A 21,826-nucleotide genomic window follows, 5' to 3' on the forward strand; every position below is an offset into this window, starting at 1 on the left:
CGCGCCCGTTAGCGCCCCTCAAAGCGTTGAGCAACAGGTTTTTGCGGCGCGGGGGTGGCAGCACCCCCGTCCTGCGTGGGCGTCGTGCGTGGAGTGCTGCGAAAAATATCCCGCATCGCACCGGGCACAAACCCCGACAGCGGGTTCACCGAGACAGACGGGCTCTGCACCGTCCCGCCGATAGAGTAGTTGAACCCCAAAAGCCCCTCGCCCTTACGGGTCAGAAAACTGGCTATTCCGTTCAACATATATACAGGAGAGATCACACCCTGCAGCGCCATCTGGCCGGTGTCAGTGGCAAAAACCCCATCCATAGAAATCCCAAGCGACGCCCCCGTCGCGCTGGCTTGGGTCAGGTTGACGCGATTGGAAGACAGGCGAAAATCAGCTTCGACCGTGTCAAAATATATCCCGTCCCCGTTCAACTCGTTGATCAGCCCGACCACGGAAACCGCGTTCACCAGCGCTGCAATCGTCGGGGCGTCCTTGATACGAACGTCTTTAATCTCTGCGTGACCGTCGAAAGCACCGCCCGATCCGGCGGGTACCAGGGTCAACGAAAGCGCGCCGCCGTGGACTTGTTGTGCAATGTTGGCAGACCTCAAAACGCCACCAGCATCGGTTGCCGTCAATTGCACCGCGCTACGGCCATCCTTGGGTACGACGCGACCAGAAACCGGCGCGCCCCCGTTCAAGGCTGCCGTGAACCGTCCATCCAGGCCACGCGCGACGTTAAATTCGCCCTGCATTCCTGTCAGGGCAATCTTATCCGTGACCTGCAATCGATCCAGCGACAACAACATCGGCGGGCTCGCGACCCCGCTGGGCTTGCTTTTTCCGAGCTCCGCCGTGCGCAAATCAAGACGGCCGCCCTTCACCACCACCTGCACCGGGCGACCTGCCCCCTGCCCGATCAGATCCACAGGCACATCCAGCCAAATCCCAACCTGCAATCGGTGAAATTGCAATCTGTCCAACGCACCACTTGGGTGCAATGTGACATTCCCTTGCGCCGACAGCCCCGCGGCGCTGATCTTCAAGGTATCGACGTCTGGAAACGGCCCAAGCCGCCCCGATATCTCCAACGTGCCCGTCTGGGATCGCGCTTTGGTCCAGCCGATCTGTGGAACGGTGATGCTCAAACCCCGCAGATCCGATGTGACAGAAAAATCAGGGGGTTGGCCTTTGACCAGATCCATCGCGAACCACGCCCGCCCTTCACCTGCGATCGTATCAGGGGGCAGCGCGATCTTGAAAGTCTCGAGCGTTTTGGCGTTCAGCGCAATATCCGCCCTGACACTGCTCGCAGCGCCCGGCTTCCCGAAGGGTTGGGACCATTCGCCGTCAAAGGGAACGCCGTCCAATTCGCCCTTGCCCTTGATCGTCAGGCCGCTGTTGGACGCGTTCAACGTCAGCTGGTCGGCGCGCAGCGCGCGATCTTTGACCAGACGGTCGCTTTGGAATTCCGCCAGCGTTCCGTTGATGTCGAAGATCGTCAGCTTCGGGTCAGAGCCTTTTTTCATTGGAAAGGACAAAGTGCCCGCCAACTGGGCCCGTGCATCGACGACGTCAACCGGCAGGTTGGCCTTGTCCATCGCCTGCAACGGGGGCCGGTTCAACAGCGCCAGGACCGAGGTGATGTCCGCATCGGCGCGCAACCGAACGATGCCGGGAGGGCCGTCCTTGACCGTGACATCCGGCATGATGAACGAAGACCCGTTCACCGACACCGGCGTCTCGTCGGGCGGTGTGATCACCCCGGTATCCACGCTGACAACAAAGCGGTTGCGCGAAAGGCTCGCATGACCGCTGCCGTCGGTGATATTCGGCATGGTGCGCAAGAACCGAACCTCGGCCCCCTGAAAATCAAAGTCGAGGTATGCTTGCGGTGCCTCGCCTGGCTTCAAGCGAAAGGCAAGGTCAACATCGCTCAACGCGCCAGCGTAGATATTTTCGTCCACCCATTTGCGGGTCTTTGGCTTGACGTTTTCTGGCCAAAGCTCGAGCAGGCGCGTTGGTTTCAACGCGTTCAACCCAGCTTCCAGTGCAACTTGCCACCCCTGCGGCCCCGCCCGCAAATCCCCCGACAGGTTCAACGTCGTCCCCCCGTCAACGATATCCATACGGCCGACGGACATGTGAAACGGGTTGAAGGTGATTTTGGCGTCCAGGTCGGCACCCTCAATCGAAACTGGGGCGTCATAAATATCGGCGGGGTCAGCCACCAAATCGCGCAGACGAACCTGTGCGACCAGCTCGCTCAATTTACCACTGTCATCGATACCCAGACTTGCGGCCCCCTCGATCCGGCCCGACACCCATTTGCTTTCGACCGAAAGCTCGTCAAAACGCAGCAGACGCTGATCTGGATCATAGCTGAAATAGCTGCGGGCCCCGTCAAAGGGGATCGGCGTAGCACGTTCATTAGGCTGAACCACACCGGCCCCGATCTGCAGCGTCGCGTTCAGCGGCTCGAAGGTGCCGTCCTCGTCAAGGCTGCTGCGCACCGAACCGGAGATAGACGCGCGCAGCACTTTCAACCAAGCAAATGCCGGGTTCTGCACCGCGATGTCGCCCGCGCTCACGCCATCGAAATTGACGCCGAACTGCGACGCGGTATCGCCGATTTTGCTGCTGTAGTTGGCAGAAAGCGTGGCCACATCCGCCCCCCCGCCCAAAACGGCGAGCTCGGCCGTCATCCGCAGGTTATCGCCTTCGCGGTCAAGCAACAGCCGCCCGCCATCGACAGTCCACATCCTGTCGGACTGCAGATCGGTGTAGCGCAAGGTCAGGGCGCGCAGCTCTATCGACCGCAGCCGCGACAGCGCCTTTGTCTCGAACACCGTATCAAGCTGGCCGATCAACTGCGGCATCGTGGCCGCCCGCCGCTCTGCCGGGGCGGTCCCGCTTGCTGCGCTCAGCGCGACGCGGCCATCCTTATCGCGCCGCAGATTGGCCACCACCCCGGACATCGCAATATCGCGCGGCTGCACATCGCCCGCCAGCAGGCCCTGAATGGAAAAACTGGCCCGCACTTCGCGGAAGGCGGCAAAGCTAACCCCTTGGGGGTTGGTGATATTCACGTCCCGCAGCCGAACGCGCGGCCGCCACCCTTCGTCTACGATCAGCACCATCTCTCCAAAGCCGATCCGCGCAAGCGGCATATCTTTGGCAAACCGCTCTTCGATGCGCGTCTCGAGCCATTCCGGCACGACAATGGGGCTGCGGATCATATAGATGGCAACCCCTGCGATGGTGGCGACAATCAGCGAAATAACCAGCAGCGACCATTTGGTGGCTTGCCAAAGTCGTCTCCGCTTGGGGCTGCGGGGGGCTGCGCTGGTGTTGGGCATGGGCGTCCGGTTTTTAGGGCAGCTTGGGGTTTAAGTTTCGCCAAGCCCGACTAGTATGACAGTGCAGACAACGGCTTCCAATACATAAGAAAGTGACCCATGCCAGAGATTTCCCAACCTGCACCAGACTTTACGCTTCCTGTGACGGGGGGTGGCGAAATTTCGCTCTCCGATCTGCGGGGCAAGGCTGTGGTTTTGTATTTCTACACCCGTGACGACACGCCGGGCTGCACCAAGGAGGCCGTAGGCTTCTCCGAACATCTTGAAGCATTTGCCGACGCCGGTGCCGTGGTTTTTGGCGTATCCCGTGACACGATGGCAAAACACGACCGTTTTGCGGCCAAACATGCCCTGACGGTTCCCCTGCTGGCCGATATCGATGGGGCCGTGACCGAAGCCTATGGCGTCTGGGTCGAAAAGAATATGTACGGCAAAAAATCCATGGGGATCGAACGCGCCACCTATCTGATTGATGCGAGCGGCAATATCGCCCGCATCTGGCGCAAGGTGAAAGTCGCCGGTCACGTGGAAGAGGTACTGGACGCGGTGCGCGCCCTATGATCGCGCTGGCCCAAATGGCGGAAAACGTGCTGCGCACTGCGGATGGCCGTGAGAAAACCGCGCTTTCTCACAAGTACGCGGCCGAGTGGCGGGCTGCCCGCGCCGCAGGCGAGGCACCGGAAATCGGCACGTCAAACCCGCCGTTGCGCCCCGCCCGCCCCGACAAGCCAGAACTCTTGTCGCCCCGCGATGTCCCCCACCGCAAGCCCGGATCGCCCGAAGGGCGCATCGCCTTGCTGCACGCCGTGGCCCATATCGAATTGAACGCGGTTGATCTACACTGGGACATTATCGCGCGCTTTACCGATGTCAAAATGCCCATGGGATTTTACGATGATTGGGTCAGCGCCGCCGACGATGAATCCAAACATTTCAATCTGATGTGCGATTGTCTTGAAGCTTTGGGCAGCCACTACGGGGCCTTGCCCGCCCATGCTGGTATGTGGCGCGCTGCCGAGGATACGGTGGATGATTTCATGGGTCGTCTCGCAGTTGTGCCTATGGTGCTTGAGGCGCGCGGGCTGGATGTGACGCCCAATATGATTCAGGTGTTCAAAAGCGCCAAGGCCACGCAGGCCGTCGACGCGCTTGAGGTGATCTACGCCGAAGAGGTCGCGCATGTTGCCTATGGGTCAAAGTGGTTTCACTTCCTGTGCGGGCGTCACGAGCTTGACCCGAAAGAGGCGTTCCACGATCTGGTGCGCACCTATTTCCACGGTGTTCTCAAGCCCCCGTTCAACGAAGAGAAGCGGGCAGAGGCCGGGATTCCACCGGATTTTTACTGGCCCTTGACCGAGAGTGTTTAAAATATTCGCCCTCCAAACCGTTGAATCGGCAATTTATTGCCAAATTTGTCGTTAAACTTTCATTAACCGCCGGTGGGAAAGTCTGAAGGGTTGCCCGACGGACCCCCACTGGCTAAGCACGGCAGGTGACAATCAGCGCGCGGTGGGGGCCTTGCGTGCTGTGACAGGGACGGAACAAGGATACCACGCGTGCGGACAAGGTTTGCGATCAAAATTCATTCGGCGCTTGAACGGTTTTTTCCCGAACGCCGCGTTTTTCTGAAATCCGATACCGACACACGCTTTATCCGCCTGCGCCCCGTTACCCAGCTTTTCGTCTTCACCGGGGCCTCTTTGTTTGTGGCCTGGTCGATCGTCGCCACCGCCGTGATCCTGATGGACAGCATCGGGTCGGGCAATTTTCGCGAACAAGCCAAACGCGACCAACGTACCTATCAGGCGCGGTTGAGCGATCTTTCAGCGCAGCGCAATGGACGCGCGGAAGAGGCCGTCGCCGCGCAGGAACGGTTTAACGCCGCGCTGAAGCAGATTTCGGTCATGCAGTCCGAGCTGCTGCAATCCGAGACGCGCCGCCGCGAGCTTGAGACCGGCATCGAGGTCATTCAAAGCACCCTGCGCGACACGATGAAAGACCGCGAAGCTGCGCGCACCCAGCTCGCCGAACTGGAAGGGGCCGCCGCCGGCGAAGGTAAAGCGACACGCGCCGCCAACGGATCCTCCGCCCCGATTTCCCTGCTGGCAGAGGCGCTTGAGCGTACCGCCGCCGAACGCGATCAGGTGGTGATTGATGCGCAAGACGCGCTGATCCAGGCGGATGAACTGAACCAGAAGCTGGCCTTGATGCGCGAACAGAACGACGCGATTTTCCGCCAGCTTGAAGAGGCGATGACCGTTTCTGTTGCCCCGCTTGATAAAATGTTCCGCAGCGCGGGCATGCCGACCGACCGGATGCTGGCCACCGTGCGCCGTGGTTATTCCGGTCAGGGTGGCCCGCTGATGCCGTTAAGCTTTTCCACACGGGGGGAGGCTCCTTCCCCGGACACACTGCGCGCCAACCGTCTGCTTGGCCAGATGGACAAGCTGAACATGTACCGCATTGCCGCGCAAAAAGCGCCCTTTGCGAACCCGCTGAAATCCTCTTTCCGCTTCAGCAGCCCGTTCGGCTACCGCCGCGATCCCAAGACGGGGGGCCGCCGGATGCACAGCGGGACAGATTTCGCCGCCGGTATGGGCACGCCCATCCACTCCACCGCCGAAGGGGTTGTGACCCACGCGGGCTGGAGCTCTGGCTACGGGCGACTGGTTAAAATCCAACATGAATTCGGGGTCGAGACACGTTACGCACACATGTCTAAATTGCGCGTAAAAGTCGGCCAAAGGGTATCGCGCGGACAGCGGATAGGTGATATGGGAACATCAGGACGGTCTACTGGTGTCCACCTGCATTACGAAGTCCGTGTCGGTGGCAAGGCTGTAAATCCAATGATCTTTATCAAGGCTGCAAACGATGTTTTCTAAAAGCAAAATCAATGATCCCGCTCCTAAGTCCGACGCAGACACGTCCAGCACCGCTGCACCGTCATCTTCTGCACCGGCTGCACCCAAGCAAAGCGAATTCAAGGCCAGCGCGCCCAAGGCAAAACCACCTGCCTCCGTGCTGTCCTCCGATCTGCACATCACCGGCAACCTGAAAACAACCGGCGACATCCAGGTTGAAGGCACCGTGGAAGGCGACATTCGCGCCCACCTGCTGACCATCGGCGAAACCGCGACCATCAAAGGCGAAGTGATCGCCGATGACGTAGTGATCAACGGCCGTATCGTGGGCCGCGTGCGCGGTTTGAAAGTCCGCCTGACATCGACCGCCCGCGTCGAAGGCGACATCATCCACAAGACCATCGCCATCGAATCCGGTGCGCATTTCGAAGGCTCCGTTCAGCGTCAGGACGACCCGCTGAACCCCGGCGCGAAATCCGCCCCTGCACAAAAGCCGAACCCGGCGTCCTGATCGGACAAGGGTGATGAATGTAAAAGGGCGTCGCACTGCTGCGACGCCCTTTTACGTTGTGATATCAAAATCTTCGACTGCGAAGTGCTGCGCGACCAAAGCGGGGCAAAGGCGCAAGCACCCCTGCCCTACGCGATGATTATTCGGTCACCTTGACCTCGACCATACGGTCGGGCGTGCCGATGACAGCGCCGTTGCCGCCGGTCCCACGCTTGATCGCGTCCAGCACGTCCAGCCCTTCGGTCACTTTGCCCACAACGGTATATTGCCCGTTCAGGAAGTGCCCCTGGTCAAACATGATAAAGAACTGCGAGTTCGCGGAATCCGGGCTCTGGCTGCGAGCCATGCCGACGACACCGCGGTCAAAGGGGATGTCCGAGAATTCGGCAGGCAGGTCAGGCAGGTCGGAACCTCCCATGCCCGCGCGGCCTGTGTCCCCACCGGCCTTGCCAAATTCAACGTCACCGGTCTGCGCCATAAACCCGTCGATCACGCGGTGAAACACCACGCCATCGTATGCCCCTGCTTCGGCCAGCTCTTTCAGCCGTGCCACATGCGCGGGGGCCACATCTTCGGCCAGATCGATCTTGATGGTGCCTTGCGCTTCGCCATCCACGGTGATCGCCAGACCATCCGCGAAAGCCGCCCCTGCCAACACGGCAGAGGCAACGCCTGCTGCAATCAGATTACGCATCAGCGGCAACCTTGACGCTGATCATGCGATCAGGGTTCGCTGGCGGCTCGCCACGGGTGATCGCGTCCACATGCTCCATCCCCGAGATGACCTGACCGTAAACGGTGTACTGACCGTTCAGGAAGTCGTTGTCTTTGAAGTTGATGAAGAATTGGCTGTTCGCGCTATCGGGGTTGGCGGAACGCGCGGCACCGATGCTGCCACGGGCGTGCGGCACTTTGGAGAATTCGGCTGGCAGGTTCGGCATGTCCGACCCACCGGTCCCAGCGGCGCGCAGGTTGAAATTGTCTTCCATGTTGCCGTTGGCCACGTCGCCTGTCTGCGCCATGAACCCTTCGATCACGCGGTGAAAGGCCACGTTGTCATATTTACCGGCGCGGGCCAGTTCTTTCATACGCTCTACGTGTTTGGGGGCCACATCTGGCAACAGCTGGATGGTGACAGTGCCGCCCTTCAGTTCCATCAGGATCGTGTTTTCGGGGTCTTTGATCTCGGCCATGCCGGTCTCCTTTAAGAATTTCGTTGGCAATTACCTAGGACGTGCAAGCGCAATTGCCAAGCGGGTCCATTGACCCTGACGGCAATAACGGCAAAACACGACGGGAATTGTGGTTTTACACGAGGGACAAGATGGGCTGGAAAGCATTGGATGACATGGACCTGCGCGGCAAGCGGGTTCTGGTGCGCGTGGATATCAACGTGCCGGTTGAAAACGGCAAGGTAACGGACGACACCCGCATCCAGCGGATCATCCCGACCCTGCGCGACATTCTGGAACAGGGTGGCACCCCTGTGTTGCTGGCGCATTTTGGCCGCCCCAAGGGCAAACGCGTGCAGGATCTGAGCCTGCGTGTTGTCCTCCCCGCGCTAGAGGATGCCCTGGGCCGCAAAGTCGTGCTGGCCGAAACGCTCGAGGCCGCCGAGGCGGGCACCGAAGAGATCAACGCCGCCGATGTATTGCTGCTCGAAAACATCCGTTTCTATCCGGGCGAGACCGAGAACGACCCCGATTTTGCCAAACGTCTGGCCGGTTTGGGCGATATCTATTGCAATGATGCCTTCTCTGCCGCGCACCGCGCCCATGCGTCGACCGAAGGGGTCGCGCGGCTTTTGCCCTCTTGTGCGGGGCGTTTGATGCAGGCCGAGCTTTCGGCGCTGGAAGCCGCGCTGGCCACTCCGAAACGCCCCGTGGGCGCGGTGGTGGGCGGTGCCAAAGTATCGACCAAGATCGAGCTGTTGGAGAACCTCGTGAACCGGCTGGATCTGTTGGTGATCGGGGGCGGCATGGCCAATACGTTTCTGGGCGCACAAGGCGCAGATCTGGGCAAGTCCCTGTCTGAACCCGATTTTTACGACACCGCCAAGGATATTCTGGCACAGGCGGAAAAGGCCGGCTGCCGCGTTTTGCTGCCCGTAGATGGGCTTGTCGCGCGGGAATTCGCCGCCCATGCCGCGCATGAGGTCGCAGCCCTTGGGGCCGATACCGTGCTGGCAGCGGACCAGATGGTACTGGACGCAGGCCCAAAGACGGTTGAACTGGTCAAAGACGCGTTTGACGGCCTGAAAACCCTGATCTGGAACGGCCCCATGGGCGCGTTCGAGATCGCCCCCTTCGACACCGCAACCGTCGCCGCGGCCAAGGCAGCGGCCGCGCTGACACGCGACGGCGCGCTGATCTCTGTGGCGGGTGGTGGCGACACCGTGGCCGCGTTGAACCAGGCAGGTGCGGCGGATGATTTCACCTATATCTCCACCGCGGGCGGTGCCTTCCTTGAATGGATGGAAGGCAAGACCCTCCCCGGCGTCGCCGCGCTGGACGCCTGACCTTATCCCCCGCCAGTCGCGGCGCTGCGATGCGACTGGCGGGAAAGATATGCGACATCCTTGCCCAACCCCCTAAAAAGATGAACATTTTCTTGCCAATCGCAAGACGGGGGATTCCCTTCGCGAATCACCTGTGTCATACTGGGGGAACGTCCACTAAGAGACGATTAAAGGCAGATACATGAACCGCAGCAGCAAACCCGCTTTTGGCACTCTCTTGTTTTTCGCGATCGCCTTCGCGCTGAGCCTCTATTTCGCCTTCGCGGCGATTCAGGGGAACTACGGCCTGTTCCGCCGCGCCGAGATCGTGGCCGAAACTCAGGATCTGCGGGTACAGCTTGCACAGGTGCAGATCGATGTGGCGCGGATGGAGAACCTGACCCATCGTCTGTCTGACGAATATCTTGATCTCGATCTGCTGGACGAACAGACCCGCAAGGTGCTGGGGATGCTCCGCGCCGACGAAATCGTGATCCGCTGATACCCGCGCATCATCCGGCATAATCCCCCGCAGCGTCATAAAAAATTCACGTCCCGCCAGCAGGGTATTGCGTGACCTGTAAATGCCTCTCGCCATCATTGCTCGAATCCGATAAGAGATAGTTTAACGCTAAACTATTTTGCGCGTGCGCGGGACAAACTACGGAGGAATTGCCCCATGGCTGCCCAGAAACCGACGAAAAAGACAAACGCCAGCGCCGAAGAGCTCAAGGCCTATTACCGCGATATGCTGCTGATCCGGCGGTTCGAGGAAAAAGCGGGCCAGCTTTACGGCATGGGGCTGATCGGTGGTTTTTGCCACCTTTATATCGGACAAGAAGCGGTGGTTGTCGGGCTTGAAGCCACGGCCAAGGACGGCGACAGCCGCATCACCACCTACCGCGACCACGGGCATATGCTGGCCTGCGGCATGAACCCCGACGGGGTGATGGCCGAACTCACTGGCCGCGAAGGTGGCTATTCCCGCGGCAAGGGCGGGTCCATGCATATGTTCTCTAAGGAAAAGAAATTCTACGGCGGCCACGGTATCGTGGGCGCGAACGTCCCCCTTGGCGCGGGCATCGCCTTTGCGGACAAGTATAAGGGCAACGACAACGTTACCTTTACCTATTTCGGGGATGGTGCCGCGAACCAGGGTCAGGTCTACGAGACGTTCAACATGGCCGCCCTGTGGAAACTGCCGGTGATTTTCATCATCGAGAACAACCAATATGCCATGGGCACCTCGCAGCAGCGCTCTACCTCCAGCGCTGAAATCTGGGAACGCGGCAAGGCTTTCGGCATCCCCGGCGAAGCGGTGGATGGCATGGATGTGCTGGCGGTCAAGGACGCAGGCGAACGCGCGGTGAAACACTGCCGCTCGGGCGACGGCCCCTATATTCTGGAAATCAAGACATACCGCTACCGCGGGCATTCCATGTCGGATCCGGCCAAATACCGGACCCGCGAAGAAGTGCAGAAAATGCGCGACGAACGCGACCCCATCGAACAGGTGCGCAACATCCTGCTGGAACATAAACACGCCAGCGAGGACGATCTGAAAGCGATCGACAAAGAGATTAAGGAAATCGTTAACGCAAGCGCGGAGTTTGCCAAAGAAAGCCCCGAACCCGCGGCGGAAGAGCTTTGGACAGATATCTACGCAACCGAAGTCCCACAGGAGGCTTGAACCATGGCAATCGAAATTCTCATGCCCGCACTGAGCCCCACAATGGAAGAAGGCACGCTTGCCAAATGGCTGGTCAAAGAGGGCGACACCGTGTCCTCGGGTGACATCATGGCCGAGATCGAAACCGACAAGGCCACGATGGAATTCGAAGCCGTCGACGAAGGCACCATCGGCAAGATCCTGATCGACGCCGGCACCGAAGGCGTCAAGGTCAACACCCCTATTGCCGTGCTGCTGGAAGAAGGCGAAGACGCCTCTGACATTGACAGCGCCTCCAGCGCCGCACCGGCGGAACAGACCAAAGCCGACGACAGCGACGACGCTAAATCCGACAAGGCCCCCGCCGCCGCCAAGCCCGACGCCGAGGCCCCGAAAGCCCCAGAAACCGACACCACCCCCGACTGGCCCGAAGGCACCAAGCTGAAACAGCAGACGGTGCGCGAGGCCCTGCGCGATGCCATGGCCGAAGAAATGCGCCGTGACGAAGATGTGTTCCTGATGGGCGAGGAAGTCGCCGAATACGAAGGTGCCTATAAAATTTCCCAAGGCTTGCTGGACGAATTCGGGGCCAAGCGGATCATCGACACGCCGATCACCGAGCACGGGTTTGCCGGTATCGGTGTGGGTGCTGCCTTTGGCGGGCTGCGCCCCATCGTCGAATTCATGACCTGGAACTTTGCCATGCAGGCGATCGACCACATCCTGAACTCCGCCGCGAAAACGCTTTATATGTCCGGCGGTCAGATGGGCGCGCCAATGGTCTTCCGCGGACCAAACGGTGCCGCTGCCCGCGTCGGCGCGCAGCACAGCCAGGATTACGCCGCGTGGTACATGCAGATCCCCGGCCTCAAGGTGGCGATGCCCTATTCTGCCTCCGATGCCAAAGGCTTGATGAAAACCGCGATCCGCGACCCCAACCCCGTCGTTTTCCTTGAAAATGAAATCATGTACGGCAAATCCTTCGATGTGCCCGATGTCGAGGATTATACCGTCCCCTTCGGCAAGGCCCGCATCTGGCGCGAGGGCACGGATGTCACGATCGTCAGCTTTGGCATCGGCATGACCTATGCGCTGGAAGCCGCTGAAAAGCTGGCCGAAGAAGGCATCGACGCCGAAGTCATCGACCTGCGCACCCTGCGCCCGATGGACACCGCCAGCATCATCAAGTCGGTGATGAAGACCAACCGCCTTGTCACCGTCGAAGAGGGCTGGCCACAAGGCTCCGTCGGGAACTACATCTCAAGCGTGATCATGCAGGAAGCCTTTGACTATCTGGATGCGCCGGTGATCAACTGCACCGGCAAAGATGTGCCCATGCCCTATGCCGCAAACCTCGAAAAACTGGCGCTTGTCACCACGGACGAGGTCATCGCGGCGGTCAAAAAAGTCACCTACAAGTAAGGAGCGGTCCACATGCCCATAGAAATCCTCATGCCCGCCCTCAGCCCCACGATGGAAGAAGGCACGCTGGCGAAATGGCTTGTCTCCGAAGGGGATAGCGTCTCCTCCGGGGATATCCTGTGCGAGATTGAAACCGACAAGGCGACGATGGAATTCGAAGCCGTAGACGAAGGCACCATCGGCAAGATCCTGATCGGTGACGGCAGCGAAGGCGTCAAGGTGAATACCCCCATCGCCGTGCTGCTGGAAGAGGGCGAAGAGGCGTCGGACATTGACAGCGCCTCTGCCCCGGCTGCCAAGGACAGCGCCAAGGAAGATGCTCCCGACCAGGACGCGGCCCCTGAAAAAGGCTACGGCCGCGGCGAAAGCGACGCCAACGACACAGGCACATCCGCCCCCGCCGCGCCCAAGGGCAGTGACGGAAAACGGTTGTTTGTAACACCGCTGGCCCGTCGCATCGCGGCAGACAAAGGCGTGGACCTGACCGAACTCTCCGGCTCTGGCCCGCATGGTCGCATCATCAAAGCAGATGTGGAGGCAGCCTCCGCCGGTAGCACCAAAGCCAAACCGGCCGAAAGCTCGCAAACCGCCAGCGCACCGGCAGCCACAGCGGCCCCTGCCGCCGGCCCTTCCGCCGACGCCGTGATGAAAATCTACGAAGGCCGCGCGTTCGAGGAAATCTCCCTCAACGGCATGCGCAAGACCATCGCCGCGCGCCTGACCGAAGCCAAACAGTCGATCCCGCATTTCTACCTGCGCCGCGACATCGAGCTCGACGCGCTTCTGAAGTTCCGCGGTGAGCTGAACAAACAACTCGAAGCCCGCGACGTGAAGCTGTCGGTCAATGACTTCATCATCAAGGCCTGTGCGCTGGCGCTGCAAACCGTGTCTGACGCCAATGCGGTCTGGGCCGGTGACCGCATCCTCAAGCTCAAGCCCTCGGATGTGGCCGTCGCCGTAGCCATCGAGGGCGGCCTGTTCACGCCAGTGCTGAAAGACGCCGAGATGAAATCGCTCTCGACCCTCTCGACCGAGATGAAAGACCTCGCCACCCGTGCACGCGACCGCAAGCTTGCGCCGCATGAATATCAGGGCGGCAGCTTCGCCATCTCGAACCTCGGCATGTTCGGGATCGACAACTTCGACGCGGTCATCAACCCACCCCATGGCGCGATTTTGGCCGTCGGCGCAGGGGTCAAGAAACCCGTCGTCGGCAAAGATGGGGAGCTCGCCGTCGCCACGGTGATGTCCGTCACCCTCTCGGTCGATCACCGCGTCATCGACGGAGCCTTGGGCGCGCAGCTGCTCAGCGCCATCAAGGACAATCTCGAAAACCCCATGATGATGCTGGCGTAACCCCTCTTCCAAATGGATCCAAATCCTCGGGGGTCCGGGGGCAGACAGCCCCCGGCCTCACAAAAAAAGGCCGGCCCCTATGACGGGTCCGGCCTTTTCACATCTCGACCAAGGCGCGCGGCCTCGATCCCTTAGCATTACATGTTAATATCGCCCTGCGGCCCCAGCATGTGATCCATCAGGACCGACGGCTGATCGCAGCCCGCCTCCCCCACGACCCGCGCAGGGATGCCCGCGACGGTCTTGCAGGGCGGCACGGATTCCAGCACGACAGACCCCGCCGCAATGCGCGAGCAATGTCCGATAGAAATATTACCTAACACTTTCGCCCCCGCGCCGATCAACACGCCGTTGCCAATCTTCGGGTGACGGTCCTGCTCTTCCTTGCCCGTCCCGCCCAAAGTGACCGAGTGCAGCATCGACACGTTGTCGCCCACGACCGCGGTTTCGCCAATCACGACGGAATGGGCATGGTCGATCATGATTCCCTTGCCGATCGTCGCGGCAGGGTGGATATCGACGCCAAAAATCTCGCTCACGCGCATCTGTACGAAATAGGCCAGATCCCGTTTACCTTGTTTCCACAGGTGATGGCCCACACGGTAGGCCTGCACGGCCTGATAGCCTTTGAAATACAGGATCGGTTGCAACAGCCGGTGGCAGGCGGGATCACGCTCGTAAATTGCCACCAGATCGGCACGTGCCGCCTTGATCAGGTCGGGATCACTGGCAAAGGCCTCCTCCACCATCTCATGGACCACCATCATCGACATTTCATTCGAGGCCAGCTTCGCCGCGATACGGTAAGATAGCGCTTTCTCGATGGATTTATGGTGCAGAATCGTAGCGTGGACAAAACCGCCAATCAGCGGCTCATCGCGGACAGCATTCTGTGCTTCCGTCTGGATCTGATCCCAAACCGGATCCACCGTGGCGATATTCGTGCGTGCATTTGCCATAAGACCATCCTTCTTTGTCCCCACGATATAGCAGGTTCCGCCCAAGTGCCAAACGCAAAGCCAAGGGTTTACACGCGCAGTTTATCACAAATTGATCTCGCCAAACAGCTCGGGCCCCGCCCCGTACAGCGCAGAAACCTGCGCAACACTGATCAATGCAGGCCCCGCCGCCCCGTCACCTGCGCGCATTTGGGCGGTATAGGTCCAGCTTGCGCGGTCCACGAGCTGTTCGCGCAGGACAACACCGTTTTGCAGGATACGCAGCTGATATTGCTCGCTTTCCTCAGCCAGTGGCACATCGAAATCCGTCCATTGGTCGCCATTGATCCGCGTCCGGCGTATCCAGCCAAACCGCAACGCCCCCGCCTCTTCTTCTGTTCGCAGGTGGCAGGGCCGATAGGGGCGCAGCCCGTTGCCGTCAAAGCTCTCGGTTTTTTGAACGTAGCTTGGGTCGTTTAGCGGGCGGGCCGCAGGCCCGATGCGATAGGTCTGCGCGATCCGCAACAGGTTCGGGCTCAGCTCGATCTGGCGAGGGACAGAGTTGAGCAGCACAAACTGCGATCCCGCCGGCCAGACATCCGGCATCACCCCATCCGACCCCGCTTGCCCGCGCAATCGGTCGCGCAGAAGATAGGTTTGCGGGGCGATCAGCTCGGCCCGCGCGAACTGGAACACCTCCCACCGGTCGGCAGAGCCGTCGCCGATAGCCGCCAGATTGGCCCCGCCCAGCAGATCGGCCTCATCAACACTCTCTAACACACCGCTGGTCAACATGACCTGCAGCGCCTGCCCGCGATCCACCACACCGGGGCGCGCATGGGCCATGTCGTTTTGCGTGACCCCCATTGTTGCGCGCAAGGGCATCAGGGTGTTCAACCTGAAATTCGTTTCCCCACCAGAGGCATAGACCGCGACGTTACCCGGCCATTGCCGTGCGCTGGCCGCAATATGTGGCGCATGGGGCACCTCGTCACCGCGCAGCAGCGGCAGGTCCAGAAACAGCGCGTTCACCGGTACGGGCGCGACAAAGGGTTTCAACGCGACCAATTCGTCATCGAAGGGCGCGGGGTCATAGACTTCGGGCTCAATCCGCACGGCCTCGATCAAAGACATCTCCCCCATCTCGACGCGATCCACACGGTACAGCGCCTCCCCCTCGCCATCGTCTGGCGGCAAGGCAATCACATCGCCCGCGCCGACATCCATCATCGACGGCGGCAAGGCCAGACGTACCCCTTCGCGTGCCACACGCGCCTCTGTCAGCCAGCGTTCAGCTGTCTGGTGCGCCTCCGCCCGGGTGAGCGCCATATTGAACTCTGACATCGCCACGGCTTGGGTGGCGTCGTCAGGCAAGATCGCCTCTTCCGCGATCACCTCGTGGTCGCCATCCGCCTGCACAAACCGCAAACGCAGACGCCCCGAAAGCGCCGCCTCTGCCTCACGGGACTGTTCGACCGGTGCCTCCAGATCACCCGAAACAGCCAACGTCTCTCTGTTCAGCAGCACGGCATCCAATCCGTCCCGCATGATGAAACGCAACACCCCGTCGCGTTCCACCGCATCAAAGCCATAGCGCAGCATCAACGGCTGCAACGCCGCGCGCGCATCGGCCACCTCGTCCACCACATAGCCGCGGACGTAGCCATACAGCTCAGAGGTATCGAAATCGTTAACGCCAGCACGCCGGCAGATCGCCGCCACGAGCTCGGACAAAGGCAGCGCCGCACTGCGGCCGTTCAGCCAATGCCCACGGGCGTAATTTCGACCATCGCTCCACAGCGCGCGATTATTGGGAAAGAAGGGATAGGGCCGCGTGTCCCAGGCCCAAACAAAGGCGCGGGTCATATCCACCATCGGTCCGCCATAGGCCGCCGAGACCGGATTATGCGCCGGATCCCGCCAATGATCCGCCACGGCACGCAGATATTGCATCTGCATCAACTCATCCCGCGCGCCCGATGAATAGCGCGGCAAACTGCTTTCAGAGCTTTTGAGGTCAAGAAACTTGTTCGGCTGGTTGGTCCCCTTGTCCACCGCCGCGCAGCCGTATTCCGTAAACCAGATGGGCTTGGACCCGGGCAGCCAGCCCGTCGGCTCTGCTGCGCGCGCACCGCCGATACGATTGTGGTGCAGGTTCTCCCACCAGCCGCGCAGATCCTTGTAACGGTAAACCCAAGGCTCCCCATGGGTGCCATCGGTGATCGGCGTACGGCGTTGCGCCGCGCGCGCCTCGGGCGAATGGTAGTACCAGTCAAACCCTTCGCCCCCCGCAACATTACCCGCCAGATAGTCGAGAGCATAAATGCTGTCGCTTTGCTGCGCGTCCAGATGATCTGTACCGTCGCGCCAATCGGACAGCGGCATATAATTGTCGATACCGATGAAATCGATCGTGTCGTCGGCCCACAGCGGATCAAGGTGAAAGAACACATCGCCGCTGCCATCTTGCGGGTGATAGCCGAAATATTCGGACCAATCCGCGGCATAGCTGATCTTGGTGCCCGCGCCCAAAAGCAGCCGCGCCTCTGCGGCCAGCGCGCGAAACGCCTGCACCGCGACAAAGCTGTTCCCCGCCCCGCGGATCTGCGTCAGCCCGCGCATCTCGGTGCCGATGCAAAAGGCCTCTACCCCGCCTGCGGCTTTGCACAGGGCGGCATAATGCAGGATGAACCGCGACATCGACCATTCCTGTGGGCCGGTATAGGTGACCTGATCGCCCGCAACGGTAAAATCCGCCGCCGTGACTGTGCCAAAGAACGCCGCTACCTCGTTATGCGCGCTCAGCGTCCCGTCAGAGCTGCCCGCCCGACCCGGCGCTTTCGCCAGTGTGATCCGCCCCCGCCAAGGCAGCTTGGGCTGGGTACCCGCATCGCTATAGGGATCGGGCAAGGTATTCCCATCAAGCTGGTCCATCAGGATGAACGGGTAGAACATCACCGCCTTGCCCGCCGCCTGAATGGCATGGATCGCCTCGATCACCGCGGCATCTGTGGGGGTGCCGCCATAGACCGGACGGTCGTCCTCGCGGGCGATCACCTCGGCGGTGCCGCGGGTCAGACCGGCCACCTGCCACGGCATGTTTTCGCCCTCGTCCTCGGCGCTTTCCACCTTGGGGCGCAGGCGGCATTCGCCGCAACGCAGATCATCGCCGAACCACGAAACGACCAGCGACGCGGCAGCCAGCCGCGGCAGGTCCTGCGTGGCGTCCTCCAGCGCGGCGGCGAAATCACTGCGCCCATCGGGGGTAGAGACATTGGCGCTCCACCGGCCACCCTGCCCGTCGGTATAATGCACCGGAGTCGTCGCTAACGCGTATTCCCCTGTGCCGGGAATCAGCGCGACACCTTTAACTCCATGGGTCACGCTGATGTCGGCGGCAGGCGCATCCGGTTCCTCTGCGCGCAGCACCTCGAAGGAAAACTGCGGCACGCGGTTGCCAAAGGGCCCCAGCCCGAGGTTCTCCATCACCACATAGGCCGTGCCACAATAGGCCGGCACCGCGTCCGCCCCCTCGATCGCGGCAATCGTCGGGTCGGGCAGTTGATCGCGCGTCCCGCGATAGACCGCCATATTCAGTGCGTGGGCCGAGATTTCCTCCCCATCCGCCCAGATCCGGCCAATGCTGGTGATCTCCCCTTCGCACAGGGCGATGGCGAGGCTGACGCTATAGCTGTATTCCGTCGTCTGCGGGGTCGAGGGCGCGCCCTTGCCACCGCCGCCGCCCGTCACCGTCGTGGTCTCGGCGAAGTCCGAGGCCCAGATCACCTGTCCCCCGACACGCATCCGGCCATAGACCTGCGCAATCGCCGCGCCCTCGCCCGCCTGGGTCAGGCGAAAGCGGTCGACCTTGCCGGTCTCGACCGCCTGCGCCCCTTGCCCCAGCAGCCGCTGGTCGATCACACGGCCAAGGGTCGCCCCCACGGCACGCCCAATGGCGACCGAAGACAAGCCCGCCAATGTGCCCCCGACAGAGCCGCCAATCGCCGCACCTGCGGTTGAAAGAAGTATCGTCGCCATCAGATCGCCTCCGCCGGGAATTCAAATCGCGCCACAATGCGCCTGCGCCACGGCAGGCTCAGCGGGCTTTCCGTCACCCCATGCCCGCTGTAGCCGTGGATAAAGCTAGCCTGCGCGCCGACCTCTGCCGCCACGCCCAGATGTTTCGCCACCGACCCGCTGCGCATGCGGAACAACAGCACGTCACCGGGGGCCTCATCGATCAGGACCTTGGGCGAGAGGTGACGCAGCGCAGCACGCCAAAGCCGCTCGTCCCCCTGTGGTTCTGACCAGTCCATTGAATAGGAAGGGATCGCCTCGGGCTCCTCCCCCACCACCTCGCGCCAGATACCGCGCAACAGGCCAAGGCAGTCACAGCCCGCCCCCTTGCGCGCCGCCTGATGCACGTAGGGCGTGCCGATCCATCCCCGCGCCGCAGCCACCACGGCGGTCCCGCGCGCGCTCATCTCAGCGACCCGCCGGTATTGCTGCCCGAGGATTTCGGCACCGCCATCATCCAATCCGCGCTCGGCACATCAGGAAAGCCCTGAAAGTTCAGCAGGTTGTTGAACTTCAGCCGACAGGTGGTGTGGCGCTTGTCGCAGCCTGCCACCAGTCTCAGCTGTTGCCCGGCGGTGATTGCACCGCGGATCGGCTCCCACAGCTCGACCTCGCGCCGCCCCTCCAGCACCCGGTCGTGTTTGATCATACCCCAAAGCCCCGCCGCAGGGCCGTCCAGCACCTCAAGCCGCCCCCGCGCGAACCATGCGTCGTCAAACCCGTTGATCCCCTCCCAACGGAACACCCGCCCGTCCTCGTGCTCCTGCACGGCGAGTGTCACGGCATAGCCCGCTGTCGCCAGATCAAACCCGCAGGCCGCATCCCCCAGCACCGCGGTGCAGGGCTTCTGAAACACCCGCCCCAAGGGCCGGTTCAATGCCTCGGTCAGCCCGCGCAGCTCTGCGCGAAAGGCACCGCCCGCGCGCTGCATCTCGCCAATCGTGCCGCGAAAGATCATGCAGCGGGCGGTCACATCGGCCCAGTTCACCCGCCAGCAGCGCACTTCCGCCCCGTCAAAGCGCCCCTGCTCGATCTCGTCCTCGCGGATCGCGTCATTGCTCAGCGCGCCCAGCGCCTCTGTGTTATCCACTGACAACCCCGTGCTCTGCGCCAAGGCCCGCGCACTCAGCCCGCTATCCGCACGAAACGCCAACCCGTCGAACCCGAGCGGCTGATCATGGTCGGTAAACGCGAGCGTCACCCCGTCCCGCCGCCGGATTGCCCAGGCCGTGCACAACGTCGTCAGACCCGTGCGCGCATGCGCCAACACCGCGTCCTTGCCCGCCCCGCTCATACCCGCACCTCGATCACAGGCACATCCGGCACCTGCCCCGCCTGAAAGCTGGCAACGCTGACCAGAATGCGATCCGTGTCAAAGCGGACAGGCACGTCGAATTCGAACCCCGCCGACACCTGCATTTCGGGGTCCGGCGCATGGGCGAAACGGATGATGCCCGTGCTCAGATCAACCTCATAGTCGCTCCCCTCTTGCAGGGCGTCCTGCTCTATCCCCACGCGCACTGTACCGGCAACCGGCTTGGTGATCGGCCTGACGTAGCTATGCCCGCCCGAGCTATAGGTCTTGACCAGTTGATAGTCCGTCCGCACACCATCCCCGAAGCCAAGGCTCTGATCCTCGAACGTGACCCCGACCGAAGAGGCACAGGATTTGAAATCCGCCCAATCCTTCCAGCGAAACCCGTACATCTGCCCCATACGTGCCTCGAAGAACCCCGTGAGCGCTTGGACATCGTCGATAGAGCGCATCCCCAGCCCCGCATCATACACACGGCGTGAATGGGCCCAGGGGGTGTTGCGCTCCTCATACCCGTTGGCGAGCGTCACCACATCGGTACGGCGTTGCGGCCCCCCGAGGGATCCAAAGCTCAGGCTAGGTGGAAATCTGACATCGTGAAAATTCATCGGCTTGCTCCCCTAGCGGTTACGGTTGCCAGCGTTCAGCGCGCGGCTCAGCTGAGCGGCGATCTGGCTTTGACTGCGTTGGAATCCCTGCGCATCAGGGGTGGTGATGTTCATGACCACGGTCGTCCCGCCGCTCGCGCCCCCTTTGACACCCAGCTTACCGTCCGGCCCCCGTGCCAAGGGCATGATCGCCTCCGGTCCGGCCTCGCCCATCAGCCCCATCCCCCCGCGCATGCCAAAGCCAGTGGCGGTGCTGACAATCCCCCCTTGAGCAAAGGGCATCACACGTCCCTGAGAAAACGGTGCCCCATCGGCAAAGGGGAGTATTCCCTGCACCAGTGATCCCACACCTTGACTGATCAGCCCGCCGACGTGATCGGACACCGGCTTCATCGCCGCGTTGTAGGTCGTGTTCACCATCGACCGCGCCACGGTGGACAGGGCATCCGACAGTTTCATCCCGTCAAACGCGACACCATCAAAGGCCCTGCGTAATCCACGGCTCAGCCCCTTCTCCAACGTCGCGACATCCTTGCCTGTCGCGGCCAATGCGCTGCGCATACGGCGCAGTTCGGCATCGAAACCGGCCACCAGCGTGGCCGTCGCGCCAAGCGCCTCATTCAACCGCTCTGCGCCATCCTCTAGCCCCTCGAATGTATCATCCTGTGCCATCAGTCTTCCTCTCTCTGCCTATCGGGATAAGCCGCCATCAAGGCTGCCAATCCCTCCCCCAACAGCGGAGCCCGCCCCGCCTCGCTCCCAAGCATCAGTTGCAGCTCTGCCGGGGTGAGCGCCCAGAATGCATCGGGCGTCAGCGACAATCCCCTCAGCCCCGCCCGCAGTAGCGCGGCCCAGTCCATCCCCGGCGCGGTCTCTGCCTTTGTCCTCTCGGGGGGCACGCTCATACCGGCACAACAAAGGCACGCGCCAAAAGCTCTGCGGCGGCCTGAGAAGCGGCCACCGGCCCGCCCTCGATCTCGGCCTGCGCAAGCGTCTCGGCACTTACCTCGGTGCCCCCTGCACGCAGCCCCGCGGCCAACAGCAACAGCACATCCCGACTGCTGAACCGATGCCCCTCGAACCGCTCGACCAAAGCCACCAAAGACGGCTCCTCCAGCGCGTCCTCCAGCTCGGCCAAGGCCCCGAGGGTCAGCCGTGCCACGCGTCGCTGACCATTCACCACCAGCGCCACATCCCCTCGCCACCGGTTCACCAT

General features: G+C 61.7%; 20 protein-coding genes. 9 read left to right on the top strand and 11 right to left on the bottom strand.

Going from position 1 to position 21,826, the window contains the following annotated elements; translation table 11 throughout:
* Window positions 1-8 precede the first annotated feature (8 nt).
* Entirely contained in the window at window positions 9-3,353 is a 3,345-nt protein-coding gene (locus ACNQ62_RS05895) for a DUF3971 domain-containing protein (RefSeq protein WP_418094408.1), read from the bottom strand.
* 99 nt (window positions 3,354-3,452) lie between these two features.
* Between ACNQ62_RS05895 and ACNQ62_RS05900 the strand changes: the two genes are divergently transcribed.
* The 4 genes from ACNQ62_RS05900 to ACNQ62_RS05915 all read left to right on the top strand — a co-directional run bounded on the left by ACNQ62_RS05900 (window position 3,453) and on the right by ACNQ62_RS05915 (window position 6,728).
* Window positions 3,453-3,914, top strand: coding sequence for a peroxiredoxin (locus tag ACNQ62_RS05900; protein ID WP_418094409.1), 462 nt, complete (start codon window positions 3,453-3,455; stop codon window positions 3,912-3,914).
* Window positions 3,911-4,720: a ferritin-like domain-containing protein gene (locus ACNQ62_RS05905; RefSeq protein WP_180827559.1), complete on the top strand. Its 810-nt coding sequence runs from the start codon at window positions 3,911-3,913 to the stop codon at window positions 4,718-4,720. Before ACNQ62_RS05900 ends, ACNQ62_RS05905 begins: the two co-directional genes overlap by 4 nt.
* A gap of 189 nt (window positions 4,721-4,909) precedes the next feature.
* A complete protein-coding gene (locus tag ACNQ62_RS05910; RefSeq protein WP_418094410.1) occupies window positions 4,910-6,238 on the top strand; it encodes a DUF5930 domain-containing protein in 1,329 nt (442 codons plus the stop codon).
* Window positions 6,228-6,728, top strand: a complete 501-nt coding sequence (locus ACNQ62_RS05915; protein WP_005852949.1) for a bactofilin family protein — start codon at window positions 6,228-6,230, stop codon at window positions 6,726-6,728. Before ACNQ62_RS05910 ends, ACNQ62_RS05915 begins: the two co-directional genes overlap by 11 nt.
* Before the next feature lie 139 nt (window positions 6,729-6,867).
* Here ACNQ62_RS05915 and ACNQ62_RS05920 read toward each other — a convergent pair whose 3' ends face one another.
* Entirely contained in the window at window positions 6,868-7,422 is a 555-nt protein-coding gene (locus tag ACNQ62_RS05920) for a peptidylprolyl isomerase (RefSeq protein ID WP_418094411.1), read from the bottom strand.
* A complete protein-coding gene (locus tag ACNQ62_RS05925; protein ID WP_009826761.1) occupies window positions 7,415-7,921 on the bottom strand; it encodes a peptidylprolyl isomerase in 507 nt (168 codons plus the stop codon). Before ACNQ62_RS05925 ends, ACNQ62_RS05920 begins: the two co-directional genes overlap by 8 nt.
* Before the next feature lie 131 nt (window positions 7,922-8,052).
* Between ACNQ62_RS05925 and ACNQ62_RS05930 the strand changes: the two genes are divergently transcribed.
* From ACNQ62_RS05930 to ACNQ62_RS05950, 5 genes are all read left to right on the top strand, one after another.
* Complete coding sequence (locus ACNQ62_RS05930; RefSeq protein WP_286779998.1) at window positions 8,053-9,246, top strand: phosphoglycerate kinase; 1,194 nt, start codon at window positions 8,053-8,055, stop codon at window positions 9,244-9,246.
* A 181-nt stretch (window positions 9,247-9,427) separates the two neighbouring features.
* Window positions 9,428-9,727, top strand: coding sequence for an FtsB family cell division protein (locus ACNQ62_RS05935; RefSeq protein ID WP_418094412.1), 300 nt, complete (start codon window positions 9,428-9,430; stop codon window positions 9,725-9,727).
* 177 nt (window positions 9,728-9,904) lie between these two features.
* A complete protein-coding gene (gene pdhA, locus ACNQ62_RS05940; protein ID WP_005852939.1) occupies window positions 9,905-10,915 on the top strand; it encodes a pyruvate dehydrogenase (acetyl-transferring) E1 component subunit alpha in 1,011 nt (336 codons plus the stop codon).
* Window positions 10,916-10,918: 3 nt separating this feature from the next.
* Complete coding sequence (locus ACNQ62_RS05945; protein ID WP_074635088.1) at window positions 10,919-12,316, top strand: pyruvate dehydrogenase complex E1 component subunit beta; 1,398 nt, start codon at window positions 10,919-10,921, stop codon at window positions 12,314-12,316.
* Window positions 12,317-12,328: 12 nt separating this feature from the next.
* Window positions 12,329-13,672: a pyruvate dehydrogenase complex dihydrolipoamide acetyltransferase gene (locus tag ACNQ62_RS05950; RefSeq protein WP_418094413.1), complete on the top strand. Its 1,344-nt coding sequence runs from the start codon at window positions 12,329-12,331 to the stop codon at window positions 13,670-13,672.
* Window positions 13,673-13,809: 137 nt separating this feature from the next.
* Here ACNQ62_RS05950 and cysE read toward each other — a convergent pair whose 3' ends face one another.
* The 8 genes from cysE to ACNQ62_RS05990 all read right to left on the bottom strand — a co-directional run bounded on the left by cysE (window position 13,810) and on the right by ACNQ62_RS05990 (window position 21,826).
* Window positions 13,810-14,631, bottom strand: a complete 822-nt coding sequence (cysE, locus tag ACNQ62_RS05955; protein ID WP_005852922.1) for a serine O-acetyltransferase — start codon at window positions 14,629-14,631, stop codon at window positions 13,810-13,812.
* Between the two features lie 84 nt (window positions 14,632-14,715).
* Window positions 14,716-18,648, bottom strand: a complete 3,933-nt coding sequence (locus tag ACNQ62_RS05960; RefSeq protein WP_418094414.1) for a baseplate multidomain protein megatron — start codon at window positions 18,646-18,648, stop codon at window positions 14,716-14,718.
* Entirely contained in the window at window positions 18,648-19,094 is a 447-nt protein-coding gene (locus ACNQ62_RS05965) for a peptidase (RefSeq protein ID WP_288960676.1), read from the bottom strand. The genes ACNQ62_RS05960 and ACNQ62_RS05965 overlap by 1 nt, the downstream gene beginning before the upstream one ends.
* On the bottom strand, window positions 19,091-19,981 hold the full coding sequence (locus ACNQ62_RS05970; RefSeq protein ID WP_418094415.1) for a DUF2163 domain-containing protein: 891 nt from the start codon (window positions 19,979-19,981) through the stop codon (window positions 19,091-19,093). The genes ACNQ62_RS05965 and ACNQ62_RS05970 overlap by 4 nt, the downstream gene beginning before the upstream one ends.
* A complete protein-coding gene (locus tag ACNQ62_RS05975; RefSeq protein WP_005852914.1) occupies window positions 19,978-20,610 on the bottom strand; it encodes a DUF2460 domain-containing protein in 633 nt (210 codons plus the stop codon). The genes ACNQ62_RS05970 and ACNQ62_RS05975 overlap by 4 nt, the downstream gene beginning before the upstream one ends.
* 12 nt (window positions 20,611-20,622) lie before the next feature.
* Complete coding sequence (locus tag ACNQ62_RS05980; RefSeq protein WP_418094416.1) at window positions 20,623-21,282, bottom strand: phage tail tape measure protein; 660 nt, start codon at window positions 21,280-21,282, stop codon at window positions 20,623-20,625.
* Window positions 21,282-21,515 carry a rcc01693 family protein gene (locus ACNQ62_RS05985; protein ID WP_340270073.1) on the bottom strand — a complete coding sequence of 78 codons (234 nt, stop codon included), beginning with the start codon at window positions 21,513-21,515 and terminating at the stop codon, window positions 21,282-21,284. Before ACNQ62_RS05985 ends, ACNQ62_RS05980 begins: the two co-directional genes overlap by 1 nt.
* The gene (locus ACNQ62_RS05990; RefSeq protein ID WP_009826749.1) at window positions 21,512-21,826 is read right to left on the bottom strand and encodes a gene transfer agent family protein; all 315 of its coding nucleotides are present in this window, start codon (window positions 21,824-21,826) and stop codon (window positions 21,512-21,514) included. The genes ACNQ62_RS05985 and ACNQ62_RS05990 overlap by 4 nt, the downstream gene beginning before the upstream one ends.

The organism is Sulfitobacter sp. SBS6, from assembly GCF_048285585.1.
Taxonomy (GTDB): domain Bacteria; phylum Pseudomonadota; class Alphaproteobacteria; order Rhodobacterales; family Rhodobacteraceae; genus Sulfitobacter; species Sulfitobacter pontiacus.